Genomic DNA, 24,187 nt, shown 5'->3' with positions numbered 1-24,187 from the left:
GGAGCCGCTCCATCACTCACCGCTGCAGGATTTCCTTTTCCTTTGCCTCCGTGGCGGCATCGACATCCTTCACGAAGCGATCGGTGATGGTCTGGACCTCGTCCTCCAGCCGCTTGCGATCATCCTCGCTGATCTGCTTCTTCTTCTCGTCATCCTTCAGCAGCTCCATCGCATCGCGACGGACGTTGCGGATGGCGATCTTGGCGCCCTCGGCATATTTGCCGGCCAGCTTGGCCAGGTCCTTGCGGCGCTCTTCCGTCAGATCGGGCAGCGGCAGGCGCAACGTCTGGCCGTCGATGCTGGGGTTGAGGCCCAGGTTGGAACGGGCGATGCCCTTCTCCACCGGGATCACGTTGGACCGGTCCCACACCTGCACGCTCAGCATGCGCGGCTCGGGCGCGGAGACAGTGGCAACCTGGTTCAGCGGCATCAGCGCGCCATAGACCTCCACCATCACCGGATCGAGCAGCGCCACATTGGCGCGGCCCGTGCGCAGGCCCGACAGATCGCTCTTCAGGCTGTCCACTGCACCGTTCATCCGCCGCTCGACGTCGGCCTTGTCATACTTCTGCGCCATCAGGCTTCCCCTTGCACGATCGTCTGGACGCCCTCGCCCGCCAGCACGCGCGCCAGATTGCCCTTTTCGCGGATGGAGAACACCACGATCGGGATCCGGTTGTCGCGGCACAGCGCCACGGCGGAGGCATCCATCACCTTCAGATTGTCACCCAGAACCCGGTCGTAGGTGACTGTTTCGAAACGCTTGGCCGTCGGATCCTTCTTCGGATCGGCGTCGTACACGCCATCCACGCTGGTGCCCTTCAGCAGCGCGTCGCACTGCATCTCGGCCGCTCGTAGCGCTGCACCGGAATCGGTGGTGAAATAAGGTGCGCCGACACCCGCCGCGAAGATCACCACGCGGCCCTTCGCCAGATGCCGCTCGGCCCGGCGACGGATCACCGGCTCGCACACCTGGTCCATCTGCACTGCAGATTGCACCCGGGTCTCAACGCCCAGCTTCTCCAGCGCGCTCTGCATGGCAAGGGCGTTCATCACCGTGGCCAGCATGCCCATGTAATCGGCCTGGGCGCGCTCCATGCCCTGCGCCGCACCGGCCATGCCGCGGAAAATGTTGCCGCCGCCGATCACCAGGCACAGCTCCAGCCCGGTATCCCGCGCGGCCTTCACCTCCGCCGCCAGTTCCGCCACGAAGTCCGTGTCGATGCCGAACTGCTTCTCGCCCATCAGCACCTCGCCCGACAGCTTCAGCAGGACGCGTCGAACAGGCGGCATCTGCGCGGAAACGGACATGGATGCGGGGTACTCCGGGCAGTGGCGTTGGCGGGCGGTGTTGGGGGTTGCTTGCGCCCTTATAGAGCGCGCGGGGTGACTGCCAAGAGGGGTCACCGGCAAGAGTAGGGGCACAGGAGCCCGACCGCACATGAAAACGGCCGCCGGAGCTTCGCGCCCCGGCGGCCGTCACATCTGTTCGTCGGCTGGTTCAGCCCTTGACGGCAGCAGCGACCTCGGCAGCGAAGTCCGTCTGCTCCTTCTCGATGCCTTCGCCCAGCTGGTAACGGACATAGTCGACCAGCGTGATCGGCTTGCCGGCTTCCTTGCCGGCCTGCGCCACGACGTCAGCGATGGTCGTCTTGTTGTCCATCACGAACAGCTGGCTGAGAAGCGCGTTCTCCTTGGCGAACTTCTTCACCGCGCCATCGACCATCTTTTCCTGCACGGCTTCGGGCTTGCCGCTCTCGGCCGCCTTCTCGCGGGCGATCGCGCGCTCACGCTCGATCACGTCGGCATCCAGGCTGTCGGCGTCCAGCGCCTGCGGGAATGCGGCAGCAATGTGCATCGCGATCTGCTTGCCCAGCGGCTCCAGCACATCGGCGCCGGCTTCGCTCTCCAGCGCGACCAGCACGCCGATCTTGCCCAGGTTCGGCGCCTGCGCATTGTGCATGTACGGCACGACCAGGCCGCTGCTGACCGAAACGCTCTTCGCGCGGCGCAGCTGCTGGTTCTCGCCGATGGTGGCGACATTGTCGGTCAGCTTGTCGGCCACGGTGCCACCGCCGGGATAGCCGGCCGCCTTCAGCGTCTCGACATCGTCGCTGTCCTGCGTCAGCGCGACGCTGGTGACCTTGCGGACGAAATCCTGGAACTGGTCGTTCTTGGCGACGAAGTCGGTCTCGGAGTTCACTTCCACCGCCACGCCCTTCAGGCCCTCGACGGCGACGCCGACCAGACCTTCGGCCGCGGTGCGGCTGGACTTCTTCTGCGCGGCGGCAAGACCCTTGGCGCGCAGCGCGTCGACCGCGGCTTCCACGTCGCCATTGGTTTCGGACAACGCCTTCTTGCAGTCCATCATGCCCGCGCCCGTACGTTCGCGCAGGTTCTTGACGTCAGCGGCGGTGTAAGCTGCCATGATCGGTAATCCTCTTGAATGTTAACGGGCGCCGGCCCGGGCGCATCCGTGTGGATGCCGCAGGCCGGCGCTCTGATCCGCCAATATGACGGGGGCCTTACGCCTCGGCAGGCGTGGCCGGCGCTTCGGCAGCGGCGGGCGCGGCGATCTCGGCCTCTTCAGGGGGCAGATCCATCGCGCCGAAATCGGCACCCGAATCCACCACGCCCTGCGTGCGACCCTGGCTGGCGGCGGCGGCAATCGCCTCGCAATACAGGCGCACGGCGCGGCTGGCATCGTCATTGCCCGGGATCGGGAAGGCGATGCCGCTGGGATCGACATTGGTGTCGAGAACGGCAACGACCGGAATGCCGAGCACGTTGGCTTCCTTGATCGCCAGCTCTTCCTTGTTGGCGTCGATCACGAACATCACGTCGGGAATGCCGCCCATGTCGCGGATACCGCCGAGCGACATTTCCAGCTTGTCCCGCTCACGCGTCAGCTGCAGCACTTCCTTCTTGGTCAGGCCGGCCGTGTCACCGCCGAGCTGCTCTTCCAGCGTCTTCAGGCGCTTGATGGACAGGCTGATCGTGCGCCAGTTGGTCAGCATGCCGCCCAGCCAGCGATGGTTGACGAAATGCTGGCCGCAGGCGCGCGCGGCCTGGGCGATCGGCTCCTGCGCCTGACGCTTGGTGCCGACGAACAGCACCTTGCCGCCCGCGCGGGATGTGGCCGAGACGAAGTCGAGCGCACGCGCCATCAGCGGCACGGTCTGCGACAGGTCGATGATGTGAACGCCATTGCGCGCGCCGAAGATGTACGGCTTCATCCGCGGGTTCCAGCGGTGCGTCTGGTGGCCGAAGTGAGCGCCGGCCTCGATCAGTTGGTGCATGGAGACGGTGGGTACCGCCATAGGTAATTCCTTTCCGGTTCGTCCTCTGGAAGGCGGGGAACCCTGTTCGCGCGACTGCACGAGCACGGCACCGGTATGTCGGCCTTCCATGTGAATTTGCCGCCGCAAGCCCGCTCTTCCGAGTCGAGGCATGACGGTGACGGCGCTGCCCTTATGCGATCAGGTGGCGCAATGCCAGCGTTAAAGCTCCGGAGCGAGCCTGAGACGTCGGCCTTGACGAGCCGGAACAGATAGGGAACATTGTGAGCGTGAGTCGGTCGGTGTGACCGGTCACGCGAAAGCTTCGAGGATGACCGCCATGTTCGCCCTGCTGTTTGCTGCCGTCGCGCTCGCCGCGCTGCTGATGATTGCCGATGCTGTGCGCACGATGTTCGGCAGCGCCCAGGTGCTGCTGGGGCCGCATGGCCTTGCCGGCCAGGTGCACTATCGGATGGTGACGGTCCGCCGGACCGTCACGGCACTTACTGGCCCAAGGGCGGATCGGCCGCAGGGCCAACGCCGACGGGTGCCACAGGTGCAGCGCGGGATGCGGCACCTTCCTGTGTCGGGCCGCGCCCGCTCCGCTGCCGCCTGAGGCGGCCGTAGCGGACGATCCCGACCGGGATCAGCGCCAGGTAGATGATGCACAGCACCGCCAGCGTGGCCCACGGCTCTGTAAGCAGGGCTGCGAACAGAAGGCCAGCAAGGGCAATGGCCCCCAGCCGGATGCTGGAATGTGGCCGGAACGAGGTCCAGCTGAGCGTGGCGAGGTTGGAGATCATCAGCCCGGCGACCACAGCAGTCCACAGTGCCACCAGCACAGGTTCGCGGAACACCGGCTCCCCGCTGGCAAGCCAGAGGTAGAGCGGCAGGAACGCCAGACCGGCACCGAGCGGCGCGGGCACGCCGGTCAGGAAGCCGGCCGATTTATGCGGCTGCTCCTCCAGATCGATCCGGGCGTTGAAACGGGCGAGTCGCAGGGCACAGCAGATGGCGAACGCCAGGGATGCGAACCAGCCGAAGCGTGGCAGATCCTGCAGCGACCACAGGAACAGCACCAAGGCGGGCGCCATGCCGAAGCTGAGCGAATCGGCCAGGCTGTCCAGTTCCGCACCGAAGCGGGACTGCGCCTTCAGCAACCGGGCGATGCGCCCGTCGATCCCGTCCAGCATGCCAGCCAGGATGATGGCGAACACCGCACGCTCCCACTCGCCGGTGATGCCGAAGCGGATGCCTGTCAGACCGGAACACAAGGCTGCGGCAGTGATGGCGTTCGGCACCAGCGCACGCAGGGCCAGCCCGCGTGCAGGACGCCGCGCCGCCCCGCTGTCAGGCGTCAGGCGATCGTCGTCTTCGCTGGCCTTGGGGCCGAGCCAGCCTTCGTCCACCTCGTTCATGTGCGCACCGTCCCCGAATTCATTGGCAGACCCCTTCAATCAGGCACTGCTGCCCAAGTTCCGCCAGCACGGTTTCGCCGCAGACGGTCTTCTGCCCCAGCACCACCCGCGCGTCGGTGCCGGCGGGCAGGTAGACATCGACCCTGCTGCCGAACCGGATCAGGCCGATGCGCTGGCCTGTCGCGACGATGTCGCCCGGCTTCACGAACGGCACGATACGCCGCGCCACCAGGCCGGCGATCTGCGTGCAGCCGATCGCCACGCCATCGGCCCGCTCGATCAGCAGATGCTGCCGCTCATTGTCCTCGCTCGCCTTGTCGAGATCGGCGTTTACGAACTTGCCGGGAATGTAGACGACGCGGCGGACCGTCCCGCCCGATGGGGCGCGGTTGATGTGCACGTCGAACATGGACATGAAGATGGAGATGCGCGTCACCGGCGCGCTGCCGAGGCCCGGCCGCCCCGCAGCATCGGGCACTTGCAGTTCAACCGGCGGCAGCACGCTGCTGATCTGAGTGACCAGGCCGTCAGCCGGCGCGACAATCAGATCCTCGCCCTGCGGAACGACGCGTTCCGGATCACGGAAAAAGGCGAACACGCCCGCCGACAGGCACAGCAGCGGCCAGCCGACTATCTCCCAATCCAGACCCAGCAGGAAGAACAGCGCCACCGCAACCGCGATCAGCCCGAATTTGCGTCCCTCCGGGTGGATCGACGGCCACGACCATGCAGCCGCCCCGCGCCCACGATTATCAAGCAATTCGCCAGCCATCGGTGGTGCTTAGGGCCACGAACCGGGCACCACAACCCATTGGCGCCGCTCGGCGCCGCTGGGCAACGGTTGATCGGACGGGGGCCGGCTGGTGGACAGGGCTGGATTGCCGGGCTCACGACTAGAAACCGCAGAAAACCGTCAATCTGGCAAGTCAGCTGCGGATGACTGTGTAGCAGCCCCGTGTGGCAGTGCAAGGCTGCCAGAACAGCGAGGGGCGGCACGCGGCGTCGTAGGCTGGGCAACTCCAACCTGCTCACTTGCGGAACGCAGAAGCCCCATCGTAGCGGCGGCTCCCGCCTCCCTAAACGCGCGTATCTCGCATCTTTAGCTTGGCCTTCGCGCCTTCAACGCTAGGCTTCCCACAAAAGCGTGGGGACTTCATGACAAAAGTAAGGGCGCGCAACATCGAGACCTGGGAAGTTGCGCTGATCAAGGCGTTGCTAATGAGAAAGCAGCATACCAAGGATCAAATCATCTCCCTTTTCAGTAGGCCGGATCGCACCATCAACCCCTATCGACTGAGTGAGATTGCCAAAGGAGAGGCTTTCGCTGAGGTTTCAGAGGCAGAAGAAGTTCAGGTCTCCACGTATCTGAAGGGCTTTGGCAAGACTGAAGACCCGCGCCGGGCTTTTCAGGAGGCGAGCCCGCTTCATCCCGTAAATCTACGGCTTCTACTATCTGTCCGAGAAGGCACCGACCAACTGGTGATTGAGGAGACAGACCGGCTGGAGTGTAAGGAGAGCCTGAACTTCGGAAGCAAGGCTGCCTACGCCCGTGCGATAGCCGCGTTCGCTAATGCACGCGGTGGAATGCTTCTGTTTGGCGTGCGCGATGCCGACAAGAAAGTGGTAGGCATAAACTCGGGGAAGTTGAAGGGGTATGACCCTGCTAGGCTCAATCAATACCTGATGTCTGTGCTTACCCCAGTGCCTCTTTGGCAAAAAGAGGAAGTGGAAATAGCCGGGAAAACCGTCGGTGTGATCTTCGTCCCCCAGGCAACTGAGCGGCCCCTGATATGCACCAAAGACGATGGGAGTGATCTTCGGGAAGGCGACATATACTTCCGCTACCCAGGTGAGAACCGGCGCATAAAGCATGCCGAACTTGCCGCGATCATCAATGAGAAAAAGCAGGAAGCTGGACGGGAGTGGGGTTCGATCCTGCGCCGAATAGATCGGGCTGGCATCGAGAATGTCGCCCTTCTGAATGTCGAGACCGGGCTTGTTGAGGGTCGGTCCGGACGTTTCCTCATCGATGAGGCGCTTATCCCAAAGCTCCAGTTTATCTCCAGAGGGCACTTCTCGGAGGATCAAGGTGCCCCTGCGCTGCGCCTATTAGGTGACGTGGAGGCGATGCAAGGCGCGACAGTCGATGTGACGGCAGAAGTCGTCGATCACGTCCACGTCAACGATGACGTGCTGATCGAAGCGTTTGTCACGCGGTCCCCGGTGGCTCAGCCGAGACTGTTCATCGAGCATCTCGCGTATACGACCAAGCTCTGGCTGCCAGTTTTCGCCTTCGTCCGCATGGTTGGGCTCACCGACGAAGCGGCTGCTGCATTGGTGAAAGCGCAAAAGGGAGCCAAGCCGAACATGGTCAAACGTCAAGAAGGGCGGATTGTCTCTCGCAGCGTCCCCCTCGGTGCAGCGAAGCCAGCATCGGCTGAGCCGACGCGATCATCAATCATCTCGAAGACATTGGCTGAGCCCGCGACGGAAGAGGATAGTCGCGTGTTCTCCAAAGCTGTTCGCACCTTGGGGGTGGGAGAAGTCGACGCTGATTACCTCCTGCCCCTTCTCCATCACTGCTGGCACACCTTCCACGACCAGGGTTCGCGCTTGTCGATCCAATACGCCATCGCCCATGTCGATGTGATCCTCCACAAGCAGGAAGCGGCTTAGCGGGCGGCTGCAGTAAGCGCGAGGATGGCTTACTTCGCTATAGTATCCTCCTGAAAAAGCATATGCCCCGACGTGCAGTTACGACCTCCCTTGCGGATACCAGCGAGCACATTATGGACTTACGTCCAGTTCGTGACGTGTGGAGCGGGTGAGTTGAGTAGGACGATTTTCGCCTTCGGTTTCAATCTTCCTAGCGTTGACGGTTTCGATACGCTCGACATCACCTCCGAACGCTCGATGCTTGACGCCGACATCATAGCTGTTGAGCCTAGTCTCGACGAATTTCAAACGTACGAAACTTATCAGGGAGTACCCCTGATTTCGGAGCACAGCTCCGCTCAGTACCGTGAGACTATGGTAAGATGGCCTGCGCAGATAAGCGCCGCGTTAAAAGCGGGGAAGACCGTATTTGTCTTTCTAACTAAGTTTCAGAAGCACTTTTATTATACCGGCACAAAACGTAACGTGGGTACGCCAGGTAAACCAAGGATGCAAACGGACGTACAATCCTGCGGTAACTACGATTTCATACCACTTGACCTCAAGGGCTTGTCGTTGGCAGACGGCTCTTTCATCAAGATAACACGCGAAGGCGCACCTTTGCTGGATCAGTTCTGGCGAGAGTTTGAGGGCTGCACCGAGTATCGTTGCTACTTCAAATCCGATCCATCCTGGACCACCCTCATGACAACTAAAGGTGGCGAGCATGCGGTCGCAGCATCAGTCCGACTAGGTGAAGGCAATCTTGTCCTTTTGCCCGAGATTACATGGGGACACCTAGATGCCTTAGCTGCAGAGAGAGAGGCTGCTGGATATGGAGAGGACGAGGTTACGGGTTGGTCACAAGAGTACACCCAATTTGCACTTCGTCTGCGAGACAACCTCTTCGCCCTTGATAAGCGCCTTCGGTCGTCCGACGAGCGCACAGACGCTCCGGAATGGACGAATGCATCTGTATATCGATTTGCTTCCGAAGCCGATATCGAGGGTGAGATGCTCGCCCTCACCGAGCAGATTGAAACACTGCGAAGACGGTACGCGGACCTGGGCACCCGATTGGCATCTGAGGGGGAGTTGCGATGCCTACTATTTGAAACAGGGCTCCGCCTGGAAGCTGCCGTAAGGGAGGCTTTGTCAATCTTGGGGTTCAATGTTGAACACTTTGAGGATGATCAAAGTGAGTTTGATGCTATTTTCTCCAGTTCAGAGGGCCGCTTTATAGGAGAGGTTGAGGGGCGTGACAACAAGGCCATTGACGTGAAGAAAGCATCTCAGCTCCACCGAAATATCAGTGAAGATTTTGCGAGAGAAGATGTCGAGGAGATGGCCATCGGCGTACTTTTTGGAAACCCTTTTCGGTTGTCCCCGCCTGCCGAGAGAGAGGCGTTTTTCACAAGAAAGGTGTTGCATTTCGCTGACACAGTTAAGCTAGCCTTGGTGCAAACGCCCGACCTGTTTGCAGCTGCGCGCCATGTAAAAAATACAGGCGACGCTGCCTTCGCACAGCAGTGCCGCGAGGCCATTGCAGCGGCGGCAGGCGGCGTTGTCGAGTTTCCACAACCAGCCTCTAATTCGGACTTCGATGTGCTGCAGGATGGCTGAAGTGCGGCTCGCCTTCGATCTTACGCCGCGTAAGCTGAGTGCCGTTGAAGGTGGACATGGGCATCACGGTGATGGTCATGAGACCCCTGTTACCCTCGGTGTTTTCTGTTCGTAGGTCAGCAGCAGGGGCTTATCCTTACGGGGACCAGTATGCCCCTTAGGTGCCCCCTTGGATCACGCGAGACGGCAGCGGGCCCACCTCCTCCCAAGCCCCCCTCTCCTGCTCTGAGGCAGTCCAGCCTCTAATGACTGGGTCTGCTGTTCGTGCTGCTCGCCGCTTCACCTGCTCCCGATATGCGGCGATCATCGCTGCCCCCAACCGCACCTCTGCTGAAGCTGGCACGATGAAGCTGTCATGGATGGGCAAGCAGGGCATGTCTTGTGCCGTAAGGCGGTGGATTACGCCGTCGGCTATCTCACTATCCACAAACTGCAGCGCCATCCCGCGTCCAGTCCGCAGCCAACCCGCCATGCCCCCAAGTGCCGCCTCCACCTGCCCGGCGAAGTTGGCGTAGGTCTGGGCATCGGGAAACAGCTCCTTAGAGGCTCCTGCGCGCCCGAGTGGCACACCGGGCATCGCGTAGACCAGCTGCGCCACCGTCTTCTTCACGGCTTCCCGATATGTCTCCATGTCGAGCCCCGGCAGGGCATAAGGGTCCACCTCAGGCGGCAGCGGGTGCCCCTCCAGATCGAAGCAGAGGCGCGGCTGAAACGCCATGTAGTCCAGTTCGACTGTGGTCTCCCCGTCTATCAGGATGCGCGCTCGGTCAGCCTTGGGGAGCCCCTGCCACCAGCCACCATAGAACCTGCCGCCATGGTCAAACCGCTCGTTGTTGAAGGTGCGGTGCAGGTCGGTGTTGGTGAGCACGACCCCCTCGGGCACCTCTCCGTCAAACCCGAACCCGCCGTTCGTACTCCGCTGCGATCATGGGAAGGCGCAGCTGTGCCCGCTTGCGATCCTCTTCGCCACTGGAGGCGTTGAACTCGCCCTTGAGAATCACTGCGACGTCGGTCGGCCACCGCTTCCGCACCTGCCACTTCGTTGAGCCCTTGCGTTTGGACAGTTTGAACACGCTCTCCATGCCTCCGTGTAGCTGCTTTGTGTAGCAACGGAAGCCAAGAAGTGGCGGTTTTCTGCGGTTTCAGAGGCTTAAGGCCGGCTGGTGGACAGGGCTGGATTCGAACCAGCGTACGCTCTCGCGGGCAGATTTACAGTCTGCTGCCATTAACCACTCGGCCACCTGTCCACCGGATTAGCCGGTCACGAGGGCACTGCTGCCGCCGAAGTTGAGAGCCCCTGTTACAGGGCAACCCGGCCGAGTGAAGCGCGCCAATGCCGAAGGCGCGCTTGCCTGTCAATGCCCCCGCTGGCAGGAGCCGCCACTACCGACGAACAAGGGAACGATTGATGGCCAAGCGGGGCGACAAGACCAATCTGCGCGGGCGCGCCGGACGGATGCAGGGTGGGCGCGGCTCCGGCCGGGCTTCCACCGGACAGATCCGCCTGTGGGGGCGACACGCGGTCGAAGCCGCATTGATGAATCCGCAGCGGCAGCACCGCAAGCTGTGGGCGACGCGCGAAGGCATTGCCTCGCTGAATGGCGAGCTGCCGGCGGACTTTCCGCTGGAATATGCCGAAGTCGCCGATCTGGGTCGGCTGGTGGCACGGGACGCACCGCATCAGGGCCTGGTGCTGGAATGCGCGCCGCTGGAGGAGCTGCATCTCGCCGATGTGCTGGACAGCCAGCCTGCGCGCCCGGTCGTGGTGCTGGACCAGGTAACCGATCCGCACAATGTCGGCGCGATCCTGCGCTCCGCCGCCGCCTTCAATGCCTGCGCACTGGTGACGCAGGATCGCCATGCCCCGCCTGAAAGCGGCGTGGTGGCGAAGTCGGCGTCGGGCGCGCTGGAGATCGTGCCGTGGGTCCGGGTGGTGAACCTGGCCCGTGCGCTGGAGGAGATGGCGGAAGCCGGTTACTGGCGGCTGGGACTGGCCGGAGAGGCGGAAGCCACCTTGGCCGATGCGCTGCCCGCCGGGCCGGTGGCCTTCGTACTGGGTGCGGAGGGTGAAGGCATGCGGCAGAATATCGCCGGGCATTGCGATGCCCTGTGCCGGCTGCCGATCAGTGCGGCGATGGAGAGCCTGAACGTCTCCAACGCGGCCGCGATCGCACTCTACGCCGCGGCGGCACGGTAGTGGCGGGGCGGGTGCGGCCCCGCCCCGTTCAGATCAGTTGACCGAATCCTTCAGCGTCTTGCCGGCCTTGAACTTGGGCTGGCTGGACGCCTTGATCGTCATCGGTTCACCGGTCCGCGGATTGCGGCCGGTGGATGCCTTGCGCTTGGACACGGTGAAGGTGCCGAAGCCGACCAGGCGCACTTCGTCGCCCTTGGACAGGGTTGAGGTGATGGTTTCGAACACGCTCTCGACGGCTTTCGTCGTATCGGTGCGGGACAGTCCGCTGGCTTCGGCCACCGCGACGATCAGCTCATTCTTGTTCATGTTCGAAATATTCCCCCTATCTGGCAGTAAGTCGGGCTTCCCGGCGCCGGCGCCTTTTCACCCCCCTTCGACCCGCGAGTCAAAGCAGAAGTGGCAGAAAACCGTGCCCGCCGCCTTTGTCCGATAGCGGCACGAAAGCAAGAGGGGGGATGTGCGGCGTCTCGCGCCGCACATCATTTGTCATGCTGGCGGTCAGTGCGCCGTCGATGGGGTGCTCGCGGCGGGATGCCCGGCCGTGGGCGGCTGCGACGCAAGATCGTCCGCCTCCGTCCACTCGATCGGCTCGGTCCGGCTGACCAGCGCGATGGCGAGCACCTCGTCGACATGCTCCACCGCCACGATCTCCAGCCCCGCCTTCACGTTGGCCGGGATCTCCGCCAGGTCCTTCTGGTTCTCGGCCGGGATCAGCACCGTGGTGATGCCGCCACGCAGCGCTGCCAGCAGCTTCTCCTTCAACCCGCCGATCGGCAGCACCCGCCCGCGCAGGGTAACCTCCCCGGTCATCGCCACATCAGGCCGCACCGGAATGCCCGTAAGCGTGGAGACGATGGAGGTCACCATGCCGACACCGGCACTGGGGCCATCCTTGGGCACCGCCCCTTCGGGCAGATGGATGTGCACGTTCTTGCGCGCGAACAGCGACGGCTTGATGCCGTAGGCCGGGCTGCGGGCCTTCACGAAGGAGAAGGCCGCCTGCACCGATTCGGTCATCACCTCGCCCAGCTTGCCGGTGGTGCGGACCTCGCCCTTGCCCGGCGTCGTCACACTCTCGATTGTCAGCAGCTCGCCCCCGACCTCCGTCCAGGCAAGGCCGGTCACCGCGCCGACCTGCGCATCCTTGTCCGACATGCCGTGGCGGAACCTGCGCACCCCGGCGAACTCGCCGAGGTTCTCGGGCGTGATCGTGATGCTGGTGGCCTTGCCTTCCAGGATCCGCCGCAGGCTCTTGCGCGCCAGCCGCGCGATCTCGCGCTCCAGCGTACGCACGCCGGCCTCCCGCGTGTAATAGCGGATCAGGTCACGCAGTGCCTCTTCCTCCAGGAAGAACTCCTCGCGCTTCAGCCCGTGCTGGCTCACCTGCTTCTCGATCAGGTGCCGCTGCGCGATCTCCACCTTCTCGTCCTCGGTGTAGCCTTCCAGGCGGATGATCTCCATCCGGTCCAGCAGCGCCTGCGGCAGGTTCAGGCTGTTCGCCGTGCAGACGAACATGATGTCGGACAGGTCGATATCCAGCTCCAGATAATGATCCTGGAACTTGGCATTCTGTTCCGGGTCCAGCACCTCCAGCAGCGCACTGGCCGGGTCACCGCGGAAATCCTGCCCCAGTTTGTCGATCTCGTCGAGCAGGAACAGGGGGTTGCTGGCGCCGGCCTTGCGCAGGTTCTGCACGATCTTGCCCGGCAGGCTGCCGATATAGGTGCGCCGGTGACCGCGGATCTCCGCCTCGTCCCGCACGCCGCCCAGCGACTGGCGGATGAACTCGCGCCCGGTGGCGTTGGCGATCGACTTGCCCAAGCTGGTCTTGCCCACGCCCGGCGGGCCGACGAGGCACAGGATCGGCCCCTTCAGCTTGTTGGTCCGGGCCTGCACCGCCAGATATTCGATGATCCGGTCCTTGACCTTTTCCAGCGCATAATGGTCCTGATCCAGTACCTCCTGCGCCTTGCCGATATCCTTCTTCAGGCGGCTCTTCTTGCCCCAGGGCAGACCCAGCAGCACGTCCAGGTAATTGCGCACGACGGTCGCCTCGGCGCTCATCGGCTGCATGGTCTTCAGCTTCTTCAGCTCCGCCACCGCCTTGGCACGTGCTTCGGTCGACAGCTTCAGGCCGTCGATCTTGGCCTGCAACTCGGCGAGTTCGTTCGCTTCGCCCTCGTCGCCACCCAGTTCGGACTGGATCGCCTTCAGCTGTTCGTTGAGGTAATATTCGCGCTGGGTCTTCTCCATCTGGCGCTTCACGCGCCCGCGAATCTTGCGCTCCACCTGCATCACGGACAGCTCGCCATCCATGATCGACAGGATCATCTCCAGCCGCTTCACCGCACCCGGCTCCGTCAGCAGCGACTGCTTGACGGAAACCTTGGCCTGCAGCGCGGCAGCGATCGCATCGGCCAGCTTGCCCGGCTCCTCGATCTGGGCAAGATCGTCCTCGATATCATCGGGCAGCTTCTTGCTGTGCTTGGCGTAGTCGCCGAACTGCTCCAGCGCGGAGCGCATCATGGCCGTCGCCTCGTCACCTTCGGTGGCGGAATCGTCCTCCATGTCCTGCACGGTGGCGACCACATGGTCCTCCAGCACCTCCAGCGTGTCGAGCCGCGCACGGGACTGCCCTTCCACCAGCACGCGTACCGTACCGTCGGGCAGCTTCAGCAGCTGCAGCACCTGCGCGATCACGCCCACATCGTACAGGTCGTCCGCCTCCGGATCATCGCAACCGGGGTCCAGCTGAGACAGCAGAAAGATGTCCTTGTCCCCCTCCATGGCGGCCTCCAGCGCCGCGACGGAACGCTCCCGCCCCACGAACAGCGGCACGACCATGCCGGGGAACACAACAATGTCCCGCAAGGGGAGCAGCGGATAGGTAGTCATAGATCAGATCCCGTCAGTGCGGGCGCATTCCGGCGCCCTGCTCGCCCGGAGATATGGGCGCCACCCCCCGCGACTGCAATGTGCCGCCGCGGGAGGCTGCCAAATGACGCGAAGCGTGGCTGTCAGGGGATCAGGCGGTCTGCCCGCAACCGTTCAAACAGGGCGAAGAACGCGTCATCGGTCGGCTGATAGGCGGTGAAGCCCAGGCGGCGGCTCTTCGACATGTCCGTGACCACCTCGATCGGCCGGCCAAGATCGGCATCGGTGTGCCAGGGTGAAGAAAGGCGGGCGAGGTCAGGCTCTGCCAGCCCCTCCCGTGTCGCGATCTCCCGCCACACCGGCGCATCGTCGGCCATCTGCTCCGCCAGCGGGCGCACCGTGCCGTCGAACGGGGCCGCCTCGATCCCGAACCATTCGGCGATCCGCTCCCACATCCACTGCCAGCGGAAGACGTCACCGTTCACGACGTTGAACGCCTCGTCATGCGCCGCATCGGTCTGCGCTGCCCACAGCAGGTGCCGGGCAAGCTGCCCCGCATCGGTCATGTCGGTGAGCCCGCTCCACTGGGCGGCCGAACCGGGGAAGGTGAACGGACGGCCCGTCTCCCGGCACAGCGTGGCATAGGCCGCCAGCGTCGTCCCCATGTTCATGGCATTGCCCACCGCCTTGCCGATCACCGTATGGGGCCGGTGCACGCTCCAGGTGAAGCCATCGCGCTTTGCTGCGGCGAACAGCTCGTCTTCCTGTGCGTAGTAGAAATTTTCCACGTCCAGCCGCCCCTGCTCCTCGCGGAACGGCGTCTGCGGCAGGGTGCCCTTGCCATAGGCTTCGAACGGGCCGAGATAATGCTTCAGGCCGGTCACCAGCGCGACGTGGCGCGGACCATCGGGCTTCGGCAGTCCATCCAGCAGATTGCGCACCATGGCGGAATTGACGCGGATGTTCTCCGCCTCGCTGTCCTGCCGCAGCCAGGTGGTGATGAACACCGCCTGCGGATGGATATCCCGCAGCGCCGCGGCGGTTGCGCCGGCATCCTGCAGGTCGGTGGCGATGGGCTGCACACCCGGCTGCTCGACCGGGCGGCGGGCGAGCCCGTGGACCTCCCAGCCCTGTTCCTGCAGAAGCGTCACCGTGGCGCTGCCGACGATCCCGCTTGCACCTACCACCAATGCTGTTCTTGCCATTTCGATCTCCTTTTCAGGACAAAGCTAGGCAGGACCGGACCCGCCTTCTAGACGGCACCAAGGACCGCCCCAGGCACCAGGAGGTAACCACATGGATCCCGGAAGCGCCGATGAGGAATGGCGCGAGGATTGCGCGCCGCGCCGTGTGCTGGAGCTGTTCGCGACGAAGTGGACCAGCATGGTGCTGCACACCCTCCATGCGCGGCACGATGGCGGCGCCCGGACGGGCGTGCTGCTGCGCAGCCTGCCCGGCATCTCCAAGAAGATGCTGACCCAGACCCTGCGCGATATGGAGAGCAGCGGGCTGGTTGACCGCGATGTGCAGAGCACCATGCCGCCCGCCGTCGAGTACCGGCTGACGGAGTTGGGCCGCCGCTTCGTCGAGCCGGTCGAACTGCTCTATGGCTGGGGCCGCGACAATGCCGACGCGCTGGACCAACTGGCCCCTCGTCCGACGTCGCGGCGGCCCTAGCCGGTCGATCTCAGCTGAAGCCGGGAATGTTCAGGCCCGGCGGCAGCCCCATGCCGGACTGGGCCGCCTGCATTTCCTTGCCGGCGGCCTGGTCTGCCTTGCCCCGCGCATCGTTGAACGCGGCGGTGATCAGGTCTTCCAGCATCTGCTTGTCTTCCGGCACGATCAGGCTGTCGTCGATCGCCACGCCCAGGATGCGGCCCTTGGCGGTGCAGCGGATCTTCACCAGCCCGCCGCCCGCAGTGCCTTCGACCTCGATCGTGTCGAGCTTGGCCTGCGCCTCGTTCATCTGCTTCTGGATGGTCTCGGCCGCGGCTTGCGCCGCCTGCATCATCTCTTCCATCGACTTCATCGTGCTTCGCTCCGTCTTGCGGCGCCGGTGGGCGCGCGTTCATCTTCGATCAGTTCCGCACCCGGAAAGGCGGCAAAGGCCGCCTGCACCAGCGGATCGGCCAGCACCCGGTCGCGATCCGCCTGCTTCAGCGCCTCGGCCTCCTCGCGCAGGGAGGGCGCGCCCTCGCCATCGCCGCGCTCCACCTGCCATTTGATGCCGGTCGCTTCCCGCAGCGCTTCGCGCAGATCGGCGACAGGATCCTCGCCCATGCCGGGCACCAGCTGATAGACCAGCCGGCCCGGCGCCAGTTCCACGACCCGCAACCAGTCGCGCATCAGATGCGCCACCCGCAGCCGGCCGCGATCCTCCACCTGGTCGCACAACGCCGACCAGTCGATGGAAGGAGCCGCCACCTCCGCCTGCGCGGCAGGGGCGCTCTCCCCACCGGTCGGCGAAGAGTCAGGAGCGACCGCCGGCGCAGGCGCAGGCGCGCGGGCCAGCATCTCGTTCAGCTGGCTGGCCAGCGTGCCGGGATCGGGCAGATCGGCCGCATGGGTCACCCGCAGCAGCGCCATCTGCGCGCTGGCGAGCGGGTCGGGCGCGGTGCGCACCTCGTCATGCCCCTTCAGCAGCAGCTGCCACAACCGATGCACCTGCCCGGCGGAAAGGCGCGCGGCCCACCCTTCCACATCGGCGCGCTCTTCCAGCGTGGGCGCGTTGCTGGTGCCGCCGCCGACCTGCGTCACCGCGACCTGGTGCGTCAGGTCCATCAGCGAGCGGACCAGCGCCAGCGGATCGACCCCCAGCGCATATTGCCGCTCCACCTCGTCCAGCATGGCGCCGGCATCGCCGCCCAGCAGGGCCGTGAACAGGCGGCGGCGGGCGCTCTTGTCCGCCAGGCCCAGCATGTCGCGGACCCGTTCTTCCGTCACCACGCCGCCGGTGTCGCTATCGGCATGAGCGATCGCCTGGTCCAGGATCGACAGTCCGTCGCGCACCGAACCCTCGGCCGCGGCGGCGACCATGCCCAGCGCCTCGTCCTCCGCCTCCACGCCTTCCTGCCGGCAGATGGAGGCGAAATGTTCGCGCAGGGTGGCGGCGGGGATGCGGCGCAGGTCGAAGCGCTGCGTGCGGCTGAGCACCGTCACCGGCAGCTTGTCCACCTCCGTGGTGGCGAACAGGAATTTCACGTGCGCCGGCGGCTCCTCCAGCGTCTTGAGCAGCGCGTTGAACGCGCTGTTCGACAGCATGTGGACCTCGTCGATGATGTAGATCTTGTAGCGGGCGCTGACCGCGGCGTAGCGCACCGCCTCGATGATCTCGCGCACATCGTTGACGCCCGTATGACTGGCGGCGTCCATCTCGATCACGTCGATATGGCGGCCTTCCGCGATGGCCCGGCACGGCTCGCACACCCCACAGGGATCGATGGTCGGGCCGCCCTGCCCGTCCGGCCCGATGCAGTTGAGCGCCTTGGCGATCAGCCGGGCCGTGCTGGTCTTGCCCACCCCGCGCACGCCGGTCATCAGGAAGGCATGCGCCAGCCGGCCGCGGGCGATCGCATTGGCCAGCGTGCGAACCATCGGTTCCTGCCCGATCAGCTGGCTGAAGGTCTGCGGGCGGTACTTGCGCGCCAGCACGCGGTAGGGTTGCCCGTCGGCGGGAGGCGGGGCCGGCGCGGCGGGCTCCGGCGCCGCAACCGCAGGCGGCGCGGGATTGCCGAACATGGCAGCCTGCCCCGCCGCCTCCAGCTCGGTGGCGGAGGGCTGGTCGGCCCGGGACGAATCGGATGCCTGTTCGCCGAACATGTCTGCTGAATCGTTCACGACCACACTCTAGTCAGCCCGGGCGCCGCTGTGAACCGATGGGGGTGACAGGGTGACACTGTGCTGCGTTGCCAGTGGTGGCCAAAGGTGGCGCCCTTTCCCGCCAAGGTGACGGCGCAAGGTGCCGGTGCCGCCATGCAAAGCGACGGGCGTGGCGGCAAGGTGACGGGGAGCAGCCCCCCAAGGTGACGCGGCCGATCGCCGCGCGACGCCAGCCGCCCGGCAAGGTGACGCTTCCGGCCGCAAGGTAACAATGGATGCCGCTGCGGGGAGACAGGTGCAGCGCCCAAGGTGACAGGCTGTGCAGCGAAGGCGGCCGCTGGGCAGAGGGGCAAGGATGGGAGAGTGGCGCGGCAGGGTATGGTCACCGCCACGCCATGGCAGAGCGGCTGCGTGTAGGACAGCGATGCTGCGTGAAATAGGAGCCGGGCGACCCGCTGCCATCCGTTGTGGCTGCTTCCTTCCGGACCTGACCAAGTTGGCGGACGCGAACGTCCACCCGACTCCCGCAACCCTTATGCAGCCACGGGCCCGCCGGATCAAGGGAGCGGCTGTAAAAAGCGCCTCGTTTGCATTGCAACCATGTGTTGCGCCGATGCCGCAGTGCAGCGATGAAGTCAGTCCCGAATTGTTCCCGAAAGACCAAGATTTTTATGCAGATCTAGCAAATTCAACAACTTGGCGCGTTGTGGCTGGAAGGACACGCCATGCGGCACATGCGAAGCATGTCGCGTAGTTGTAACATTCTATGTATCTAGGCGGTCGCAAGGGCGGCTCGTGGACGGGTCCACGTGATGCGCCCAGCCGACATTCCATCACCATCGCAGGCAGGAACCACTGCAATGAAGAACATCCTTTTCGGCGGCTGCTCCATCCTGGCGCTTGCCATTCCCGGCACCGCCCTGGCGCAGTCCGCAGCCTCCAGCGAGCTGGAGGGCGATGCGATCATCGTCAGCGGCTCCGTCACCCGCGATGTCGAAGGCATCCTGCTGCCCAACACACCCCGCGCCAAGCAGGTGCTGACGCAGGAGCAGCTGGAGCGTAACGGCCCCGGCCAGACGGTCCTGGATTCGATCAACATCATCCCGGGCGTCACCTTCACCAACAACGACGCTTACGGTTCCGGCGGCGGCCAGCTGTCGATCCGCGGCTTTTCCGCCGACCGTATCAGCCTGACCTTTGACGGCCTGCCGCTGAACGACACCGGCAACTACGCCATCTATTCCAACCAGCAGCTCGATCCCGAGATCATCGACAACGTCAATGTGAACCTGGGTTCGACGGACATCGACAGCCCGACGGCCGCGGCCAGCGGCTCGACCGTCAACTATCAGAGCCGCACCCCGAGCGAAGACATGGGCGCCCTGTTCTCCGTCTCCGCCGGCGATTTCGACATGTTCCGTATCTTCGGCATGTTCGACACCGGCGCGCTGACCAGCAGCGGCCTGCGTGCTTTCATCTCTGCCAGCAAGCAGGACTACAACAACCCGATCAACAATTACGGCGTGGTCGACAAGACGCAGTTCAACGGCAAGCTGTACCAGCCGCTGGCAGGTGACGACTATGTCTGGATTGCCGCGCACTACAACGAGAACCGCAACAACTTCTTCGGTTCGGTTCCGCTGCGCACCGACACGACCAATGGCCGGATCGTCGGCCCCGGTTCCGCCAACCGCTTCCCGCTGAACCGCGATGAAGCGACCTATGACATCAGCGCCCCGTGCGCCGTCAACCTGACGGCCCGCCCGGGCCAGGTCGATTCGCCGAATGTCTGCGGCACCGAGTTCGACCGCCGCTACAACCCGTCCAAGACGGGCAACGTCCGCGCTGTCGGCCGCTTCACGCTGACCGACCAGCTGGTGCTGACGGTTGAGCCGAGCTTCCAGTGGACCCGCGCCAATGGCGGCGGCACCACCTCCGCGAATGAAGGCATCGGCGCCCTGGGCCTGACCGGCAATATCGGCGGTTCGTTCTTCTTCGGTCGCGACCTGAACGGCGACGGCGACATCCTGGACCGCGTGACCGTGATCCAGCCCAGCCAGACCCGCACCAACCGGTATGGCGTGATCAGCAACCTGATCTACGACATCACGCCGGATCACACGGTGCGTCTGGCCTACACGCTGGATTATGGCGATCACCGCCAGACCGGCGAAGCGGGCATGGTCTATGGCAATGGCGAGCCGATGAGCACCATGCCGGCCTATGACAATCCGCTGACGGACCGTGACGGCAACGTGCTGCAGAAGCGCGATCGCGAGAGCAAGGCGATCCTGCACCAGTTCTCCGGCGAATATCGCGGCAGCTTCGCCGAGGGCCGCTTCAACGTGGTCGCCGGCCTGCGCGCGCCGTTCTTCAAGCGCGACCTGCAGAACAACTGCTTCACCACCAGCGATAGCGGTTTCGTGAACTGCTACGCCACCGAAGCGGCCAACGCGGCCTATGCCGCGGCCAACCCGACGGTGCAGGGTCCGCAGACGCGCAAGCTGGACTACAACAAGGTGCTGCCGAGCGCCGGCTTCACCTTCGACCTGACCGATCCGATGCAGGTGTTCTTCAACTACTCCAAGGGCCTGCAGGTCCCCGGCACGGACGCGCTGTACAACTCGTTCTTCTTCGCGCCGGATGCCGGCCCGGCGAACCCGGCCCCGGAAACCACCGACAATTTCGACCTGGGCGTGCGGTACACCACCGGCATGGTGCAGGCGATGGCGGTGGGCTGGTACACCAAGTATGCCAACCGCCTGGCTTCGGCCTACGATCCGGAGACCGACCGCAACGTCTATCGTAACCTGGGCGATGTGGAGAAGTACGGCATCGACGGCAGCATCAACGTCACGCCGATCCCCGAGCTGTTCATCGGCCTGTTCGGTTCGTACCTGAAGTCCGAGATCAAGGACGACGTGCAGAGCGGCACGAATGCGGCCGGCAATCCGATCTTCATCGCCACCGCGGGCAAGCGGGAATCGGGCGCGCCGACCTACAGCTATGGTGCGCAGGCCCGTGCGTCGCTCGGCCCCGTGGATCTGGGTGCCACCGCCAAGCGGACCGGCGGCCGGTACATCTACGACACCAACCTGCCGGTCTTCGCCGGCACGGCAGGTGCCCCGGTGGAGGTCTTCGGTGCTTCGACCCCGGCCTACTGGCTGGTGAACCTGGACGCCCGCATCAACATGGAGTGGGCCGGCCTGAACGACCGCACCTTCGTGCAGCTGAACGTCTACAACCTGTTCGACGAGCTGTATGCCGGCACCTACACGGCCGGCCTGAACCAGGGCAACGTGCTGGGCAATGGCGTGGTCACCGGCACCCCCGGCAGCGTTCCCAACGTCCAGATCGGCGCACCGCGGACCTTCTCGGTGTCCCTCACCGCCGCGTTCTGATCGCGCACGGCCTTGTGGCCGGGCCAACATTTGCGGGGAGGCGTCTAGCGGCGCCTCCCCGTTTTTGTTTGGGCTGCGGCAGGTTTCTTCAGGAGTTCCCCCATGTTCCGCCCCCTTGCCCCCCGCCTGCTGCTGACGCCCTCCCTGCTGCTGGCGTTGGGCGCCTGCGCCACCCTGCCCGCCACCGCCCCCTCCGCATCCCGCGGCCGGCAGGCGGCGGCGACGCTGCAGATTTTGGGTCTCAACGACTTCCACGGCAATCTGGAGGTGCCCGCGCAGCCGACCACCTGGTACGGGACGCCGGCCAACGTCCCGGGCGGCCAGCAGAGCGCGGTGCTGGGCGGCGCGGCGCGTCTGGGCGCGCAGCTGGCCAGCATGCGCGCGGGCCAGCCGCACACGGTGACCGTGGCGGCGGGTGACCTGATCAGCGCCAGCCCGCTGGTCTCCTCCTATTACCTGGACGAGCCGAGCATCGCCGCGCTCAGCCAGATGGGGCTGGAACTGGCGGCGGTCGGCAATCACGAATTCGATCGCGGCACGGCCGAGCTGACGCGCCTGCAGCAGGGGGGCTGCGAGCAGAACACGCCCAAGCAGCCCTGTGCGCTGGAGCCTTTCACCGGCGCATCCTTCCAGTACCTGGCCGCCAATGTGCTGGACGATGACGGCAACACGCTGTTCCCCGGCACGGCGATGCGCCGGTTCGGCGATGTCACGGTGGGCTTCATCGGCATGACCCTGAAGGAGACGGCGCAGGTCTCCTCCCCCGCCGGCACCGTCGGCTGGCATTTCGCGGACGAGGCGGAGACGGCCAACCGGCTGGCGGCCAGGCTGCAGGCCGATGGCGCGGATCTGGTCGTCCTGCTGCTGCACCAGGGCGCCACGGTGGAAGGCATGTTCCGGGCCGACGACTGCGCCGGCCTGGATGGCCCGGTGCTGCCGATCCTGGAGCGGCTGACGCCCGCGATCCCGCTGGTGGTCTCCGGCCACACGCACAATGCCTATGTCTGCCGCATGCCGATGGCCGGCGGGGGCGAGCGGCTGCTGACCAGCGCGGGCCGCTATGGCGGGTTCGTGACCGATATCCGCGCGGCCCGCGACGATGCGGGGCGCTGGACCATGAACGCGCTGAACGTGCCCGTCACCGGCGCGGCGGGGGAGCAGACCGGCATCGCCGCGCTGGTCGCCCGTTACGCCGACGCGACGCGGGGTGTCTCCAGCCGGGTGGTCGGCCGGATCGCCGGTTCGCTGGAGCGCGGGGAGCAGGTCGACAGCCCGCTGGCCCGCCTGGTGGCCGATGCGCAGCTGGCTGCCACCAGCCCGGCCGACAAGGGCGGGGCCGACATCGCCTTCATCAACCAGGGCGGGGTGCGGGCGGCATTCGAGCCGGCGGCGGATGGCTCCGTCACCTTTGGCCAGCTCTACGCGCTGCAGCCCTTCGGCAACACGCTGGAGGTGCTGGAGCTGACCGGGGCGGAGCTGCTGGCGCTGCTGGAGGAGCAGTTCCGCGCCGGACAGGACGGGGGCACCATGCTGATCCCGTCGCGCGGCTTCGCCTTCGCCTTCGATCCGGCGCGCCCGATCGGCCAGCGCATCACGGGCGCCACGCTGAACGGTGCGCCGGTGGATCCGGCGCGCAGCTACCGGATCACCGTGAACAACTTCCTGGCGAGCGGCGGGGACGGGTTCACCGTGCTGAAGGCCGGGGACAATGTCGCGCATGGCGGCGTGGACCTGGACGCGCTGACGGCCTTCATCGCGCCCGAAGTCGCGGTGGACCCGGCGGCGCGCATCACGCAGGTGCCCGCCAGCTGATCCGGAAATGACAAAGCCCGCTTCCGACAATGCGGAAGCGGGCTTTGTAATGGTGCACCCGGAAGGATTCGAACCTCCGGCCCCCAGATTCGTAGTCTGGTGCTCTATCCAGCTGAGCTACGGGTGCCCTCGGGAGGGCGCCGAATAGCAGGCCGATCCCGCTTGGCAAGGGGTTTTATGAAAGCACCTGCAGCATTTGCCGATCCAGCGGCGCCAGGGGCAGGCGCGCGGCCGCATCGCGGGTGAACCAGCCCCATTCCTGCCCTTCCAGCCCGGTCACCTGACCCTCTGCCGCGAGAGCGCCGAACAGCAACAGGACCAGCCGATCATCCTCCGCAAAGGTGAGCGGCACCAGCGCGGCGGGATCGATGCGGATGGCGAGTTCCTCCGCAATCTCGCGCGCCAGTGCGCCACGCGGGGTCTCGCCTGGCTCCACCTTGCCGCCGGGGAACTCCCACAGGCCGCCATGGTGCTTGCCGTCGGGGCGGCGCGCCAGCAGCAGGCGGCCGTCCGCACCTTCCAGGCATAGCGCCACCACCAGCATCGGCTGTTTCACCTGCATCACTCCTCCCGTGCCACAACCGGTTGTTTACCTGCATCGTGCCAAGTGGCGGCATTGTGCAGGTGCAGGAAGGGCCAGGCCGCGTGACATGTTTTCATCGGGTGAGGCAATCGCTGGGGCGGTTGCGCGCCGATCGCACAGGGGCGACGGCGATCGAATATGCCTTGATCGCGGCACTGATCGCGCTGGCCATATTCAGTTCGGTCGACGTCGTCGGACAGCAGAACTCTGCGCTGATCCAAAGGGCAGCCGACAGCTTCGATCGTGATTAGCGAAATATCAACGGGTCCAGGTGCACAAGGACTCAGCTTGATTCGCGACCGGGTTGAGCAATCGGGTAGTGCACACCAGGAGACCACCGATGAAGTTTTTCACGAAGCTGCGTAAGAATGAAGATGGCGCCACGGCCATCGAGTACGGTCTGATCGCAGCGCTGATTGCCGTTGGCATCATCACTGCGCTCGGCACGTTGCAGACTGGTTTGAGCGATGTCTTCAATGATGTCAGCACCGAATTGACCAGCGCAGCTCCTGCGGCGACCTAAGCCG

Annotated in this window: 22 protein-coding genes, 2 tRNA genes and 1 other RNA gene; 8 read left to right on the top strand and 17 right to left on the bottom strand. The window is 65.0% G+C overall.

Features of this window, described 5'->3' with window-relative positions; translation table 11 throughout:
• Positions 1-16: 16 nt before the first annotated feature.
• The 6 genes from frr to D5S08_RS06930 all read right to left on the bottom strand — a co-directional run bounded on the left by frr (position 17) and on the right by D5S08_RS06930 (position 5,468).
• A complete protein-coding gene (gene frr / locus D5S08_RS06955) occupies positions 17-577 on the bottom strand; it encodes a ribosome recycling factor (RefSeq protein ID WP_121116874.1) in 561 nt (186 codons plus the stop codon).
• Positions 577-1,311: a UMP kinase gene (gene pyrH, locus D5S08_RS06950; protein WP_175578892.1), complete on the bottom strand. Its 735-nt coding sequence runs from the start codon at positions 1,309-1,311 to the stop codon at positions 577-579. Before pyrH ends, frr begins: the two co-directional genes overlap by 1 nt.
• A gap of 190 nt (positions 1,312-1,501) precedes the next feature.
• Positions 1,502-2,428 carry a translation elongation factor Ts gene (gene tsf, locus D5S08_RS06945; RefSeq protein WP_121116870.1) on the bottom strand — a complete coding sequence of 309 codons (927 nt, stop codon included), beginning with the start codon at positions 2,426-2,428 and terminating at the stop codon, positions 1,502-1,504.
• Between the two features lie 97 nt (positions 2,429-2,525).
• Positions 2,526-3,320 carry a 30S ribosomal protein S2 gene (rpsB, locus tag D5S08_RS06940; protein WP_121116868.1) on the bottom strand — a complete coding sequence of 265 codons (795 nt, stop codon included), beginning with the start codon at positions 3,318-3,320 and terminating at the stop codon, positions 2,526-2,528.
• Positions 3,321-3,781: 461 nt separating this feature from the next.
• Positions 3,782-4,696 carry a CDP-alcohol phosphatidyltransferase family protein gene (locus D5S08_RS06935; RefSeq protein ID WP_121116866.1) on the bottom strand — a complete coding sequence of 305 codons (915 nt, stop codon included), beginning with the start codon at positions 4,694-4,696 and terminating at the stop codon, positions 3,782-3,784.
• 19 nt (positions 4,697-4,715) lie between these two features.
• Entirely contained in the window at positions 4,716-5,468 is a 753-nt protein-coding gene (locus D5S08_RS06930; RefSeq protein ID WP_121116864.1) for a phosphatidylserine decarboxylase, read from the bottom strand.
• Positions 5,469-5,851: 383 nt separating this feature from the next.
• Here D5S08_RS06930 and D5S08_RS06925 point away from each other — a divergent pair, with 383 nt between their 5' ends.
• Positions 5,852-7,372, top strand: a complete 1,521-nt coding sequence (locus D5S08_RS06925) for an AlbA family DNA-binding domain-containing protein (protein ID WP_121116862.1) — start codon at positions 5,852-5,854, stop codon at positions 7,370-7,372.
• A gap of 153 nt (positions 7,373-7,525) precedes the next feature.
• Positions 7,526-8,974, top strand: a complete 1,449-nt coding sequence (locus D5S08_RS16375; RefSeq protein ID WP_126665505.1) for a hypothetical protein — start codon at positions 7,526-7,528, stop codon at positions 8,972-8,974.
• 157 nt (positions 8,975-9,131) lie between these two features.
• On the opposite strand, the gene D5S08_RS06915 is transcribed toward D5S08_RS16375, so the two are convergent.
• The 3 genes from D5S08_RS06915 to D5S08_RS06905 all read right to left on the bottom strand — a co-directional run bounded on the left by D5S08_RS06915 (position 9,132) and on the right by D5S08_RS06905 (position 10,221).
• Positions 9,132-9,842 carry a hypothetical protein gene (locus tag D5S08_RS06915; protein WP_126665504.1) on the bottom strand — a complete coding sequence of 237 codons (711 nt, stop codon included), beginning with the start codon at positions 9,840-9,842 and terminating at the stop codon, positions 9,132-9,134.
• Between the two features lie 22 nt (positions 9,843-9,864).
• Positions 9,865-10,056, bottom strand: coding sequence for a hypothetical protein (locus tag D5S08_RS06910; protein ID WP_121116856.1), 192 nt, complete (start codon positions 10,054-10,056; stop codon positions 9,865-9,867).
• Between the two features lie 79 nt (positions 10,057-10,135).
• A tRNA-Tyr gene (locus tag D5S08_RS06905) sits at positions 10,136-10,221 on the bottom strand.
• A gap of 161 nt (positions 10,222-10,382) precedes the next feature.
• Between D5S08_RS06905 and rlmB the strand changes: the two genes are divergently transcribed.
• Complete coding sequence (gene rlmB, locus D5S08_RS06900; protein ID WP_121117089.1) at positions 10,383-11,171, top strand: 23S rRNA (guanosine(2251)-2'-O)-methyltransferase RlmB; 789 nt, start codon at positions 10,383-10,385, stop codon at positions 11,169-11,171.
• Positions 11,172-11,204: 33 nt separating this feature from the next.
• Here the strand turns inward: rlmB and D5S08_RS06895 are convergent, their stop codons facing one another.
• From D5S08_RS06895 to D5S08_RS06885, 3 genes are all read right to left on the bottom strand, one after another.
• Positions 11,205-11,504, bottom strand: coding sequence for an HU family DNA-binding protein (locus D5S08_RS06895; protein WP_338322952.1), 300 nt, complete (start codon positions 11,502-11,504; stop codon positions 11,205-11,207).
• 165 nt (positions 11,505-11,669) lie between these two features.
• Entirely contained in the window at positions 11,670-14,066 is a 2,397-nt protein-coding gene (gene lon / locus D5S08_RS06890) for an endopeptidase La (RefSeq protein WP_121116852.1), read from the bottom strand.
• Between the two features lie 122 nt (positions 14,067-14,188).
• Positions 14,189-15,250, bottom strand: a complete 1,062-nt coding sequence (locus D5S08_RS06885; RefSeq protein WP_121116850.1) for an SDR family oxidoreductase — start codon at positions 15,248-15,250, stop codon at positions 14,189-14,191.
• A 91-nt stretch (positions 15,251-15,341) separates the two neighbouring features.
• Here D5S08_RS06885 and D5S08_RS06880 point away from each other — a divergent pair, with 91 nt between their 5' ends.
• Positions 15,342-15,722: a winged helix-turn-helix transcriptional regulator gene (locus tag D5S08_RS06880; RefSeq protein ID WP_121116848.1), complete on the top strand. Its 381-nt coding sequence runs from the start codon at positions 15,342-15,344 to the stop codon at positions 15,720-15,722.
• A gap of 10 nt (positions 15,723-15,732) precedes the next feature.
• Here the strand turns inward: D5S08_RS06880 and D5S08_RS06875 are convergent, their stop codons facing one another.
• From D5S08_RS06875 to ffs, 3 genes are all read right to left on the bottom strand, one after another.
• Positions 15,733-16,074: a YbaB/EbfC family nucleoid-associated protein gene (locus D5S08_RS06875; RefSeq protein ID WP_121116846.1), complete on the bottom strand. Its 342-nt coding sequence runs from the start codon at positions 16,072-16,074 to the stop codon at positions 15,733-15,735.
• Positions 16,071-17,864, bottom strand: coding sequence for a DNA polymerase III subunit gamma/tau (locus tag D5S08_RS06870; protein WP_121116844.1), 1,794 nt, complete (start codon positions 17,862-17,864; stop codon positions 16,071-16,073). The genes D5S08_RS06875 and D5S08_RS06870 overlap by 4 nt, the downstream gene beginning before the upstream one ends.
• A gap of 433 nt (positions 17,865-18,297) precedes the next feature.
• An RNA gene (ffs, locus tag D5S08_RS06865) (signal recognition particle sRNA small type) lies at positions 18,298-18,392 on the bottom strand.
• A gap of 332 nt (positions 18,393-18,724) precedes the next feature.
• Here ffs and D5S08_RS06860 point away from each other — a divergent pair.
• Positions 18,725-21,265, top strand: coding sequence for a TonB-dependent receptor (locus D5S08_RS06860; RefSeq protein WP_121116842.1), 2,541 nt, complete (start codon positions 18,725-18,727; stop codon positions 21,263-21,265).
• Positions 21,266-21,367: 102 nt separating this feature from the next.
• On the top strand, positions 21,368-23,077 hold the full coding sequence (locus D5S08_RS06855) for a bifunctional metallophosphatase/5'-nucleotidase (protein ID WP_121116840.1): 1,710 nt from the start codon (positions 21,368-21,370) through the stop codon (positions 23,075-23,077).
• Positions 23,078-23,127: 50 nt separating this feature from the next.
• On the opposite strand, the gene D5S08_RS06850 is transcribed toward D5S08_RS06855, so the two are convergent.
• A tRNA-Arg gene (locus D5S08_RS06850) sits at positions 23,128-23,204 on the bottom strand.
• 48 nt (positions 23,205-23,252) lie between these two features.
• Positions 23,253-23,633 (bottom strand): (deoxy)nucleoside triphosphate pyrophosphohydrolase, encoded by a 381-nt coding sequence (locus D5S08_RS06845; protein WP_277750405.1) that lies wholly within the window; start codon positions 23,631-23,633, stop codon positions 23,253-23,255.
• Positions 23,634-23,695: 62 nt separating this feature from the next.
• Here D5S08_RS06845 and D5S08_RS06840 point away from each other — a divergent pair, with 62 nt between their 5' ends.
• A complete protein-coding gene (locus tag D5S08_RS06840; protein ID WP_277750404.1) occupies positions 23,696-23,911 on the top strand; it encodes a Flp family type IVb pilin in 216 nt (71 codons plus the stop codon).
• An 89-nt stretch (positions 23,912-24,000) separates the two neighbouring features.
• On the top strand, positions 24,001-24,183 hold the full coding sequence (locus D5S08_RS06835; protein ID WP_121116838.1) for a Flp family type IVb pilin: 183 nt from the start codon (positions 24,001-24,003) through the stop codon (positions 24,181-24,183).
• Positions 24,184-24,187 lie beyond the last annotated feature (4 nt).

Source organism: Croceibacterium ferulae (assembly GCF_003660445.1).
In the GTDB taxonomy this organism is placed as follows: Bacteria; Pseudomonadota; Alphaproteobacteria; order Sphingomonadales; family Sphingomonadaceae; genus Croceibacterium; species Croceibacterium ferulae.
The sequence above is the reverse complement of the archived record's forward strand: the minus strand, read 5'-3'. Positions and strand labels throughout refer to the sequence as shown.

Coding starts and splice junctions, on each gene's coding strand:
- frr (WP_121116874.1), bottom strand. CDS start 577: ATGGCGCAGAAGTATGACAAGGCCGACGTCGAGCGGCGGATGAACGGT.
- pyrH (WP_175578892.1), bottom strand. CDS start 1,311: ATGTCCGTTTCCGCGCAGATGCCGCCTGTTCGACGCGTCCTGCTGAAG.
- tsf (WP_121116870.1), bottom strand. CDS start 2,428: ATGGCAGCTTACACCGCCGCTGACGTCAAGAACCTGCGCGAACGTACG.
- rpsB (WP_121116868.1), bottom strand. CDS start 3,320: ATGGCGGTACCCACCGTCTCCATGCACCAACTGATCGAGGCCGGCGCT.
- D5S08_RS06935 (WP_121116866.1), bottom strand. CDS start 4,696: ATGAACGAGGTGGACGAAGGCTGGCTCGGCCCCAAGGCCAGCGAAGAC.
- D5S08_RS06930 (WP_121116864.1), bottom strand. CDS start 5,468: ATGGCTGGCGAATTGCTTGATAATCGTGGGCGCGGGGCGGCTGCATGG.
- D5S08_RS06925 (WP_121116862.1), top strand. CDS start 5,852: ATGACAAAAGTAAGGGCGCGCAACATCGAGACCTGGGAAGTTGCGCTG.
- D5S08_RS06910 (WP_121116856.1), bottom strand. CDS start 10,056: ATGGAGAGCGTGTTCAAACTGTCCAAACGCAAGGGCTCAACGAAGTGG.
- rlmB (WP_121117089.1), top strand. CDS start 10,383: ATGGCCAAGCGGGGCGACAAGACCAATCTGCGCGGGCGCGCCGGACGG.
- lon (WP_121116852.1), bottom strand. CDS start 14,066: ATGACTACCTATCCGCTGCTCCCCTTGCGGGACATTGTTGTGTTCCCC.
- D5S08_RS06885 (WP_121116850.1), bottom strand. CDS start 15,250: ATGGCAAGAACAGCATTGGTGGTAGGTGCAAGCGGGATCGTCGGCAGC.
- D5S08_RS06880 (WP_121116848.1), top strand. CDS start 15,342: ATGGATCCCGGAAGCGCCGATGAGGAATGGCGCGAGGATTGCGCGCCG.
- D5S08_RS06875 (WP_121116846.1), bottom strand. CDS start 16,074: ATGAAGTCGATGGAAGAGATGATGCAGGCGGCGCAAGCCGCGGCCGAG.
- D5S08_RS06870 (WP_121116844.1), bottom strand. CDS start 17,864: ATGTTCGGCGAACAGGCATCCGATTCGTCCCGGGCCGACCAGCCCTCC.
- D5S08_RS06860 (WP_121116842.1), top strand. CDS start 18,725: ATGAAGAACATCCTTTTCGGCGGCTGCTCCATCCTGGCGCTTGCCATT.
- D5S08_RS06855 (WP_121116840.1), top strand. CDS start 21,368: ATGTTCCGCCCCCTTGCCCCCCGCCTGCTGCTGACGCCCTCCCTGCTG.
- D5S08_RS06835 (WP_121116838.1), top strand. CDS start 24,001: ATGAAGTTTTTCACGAAGCTGCGTAAGAATGAAGATGGCGCCACGGCC.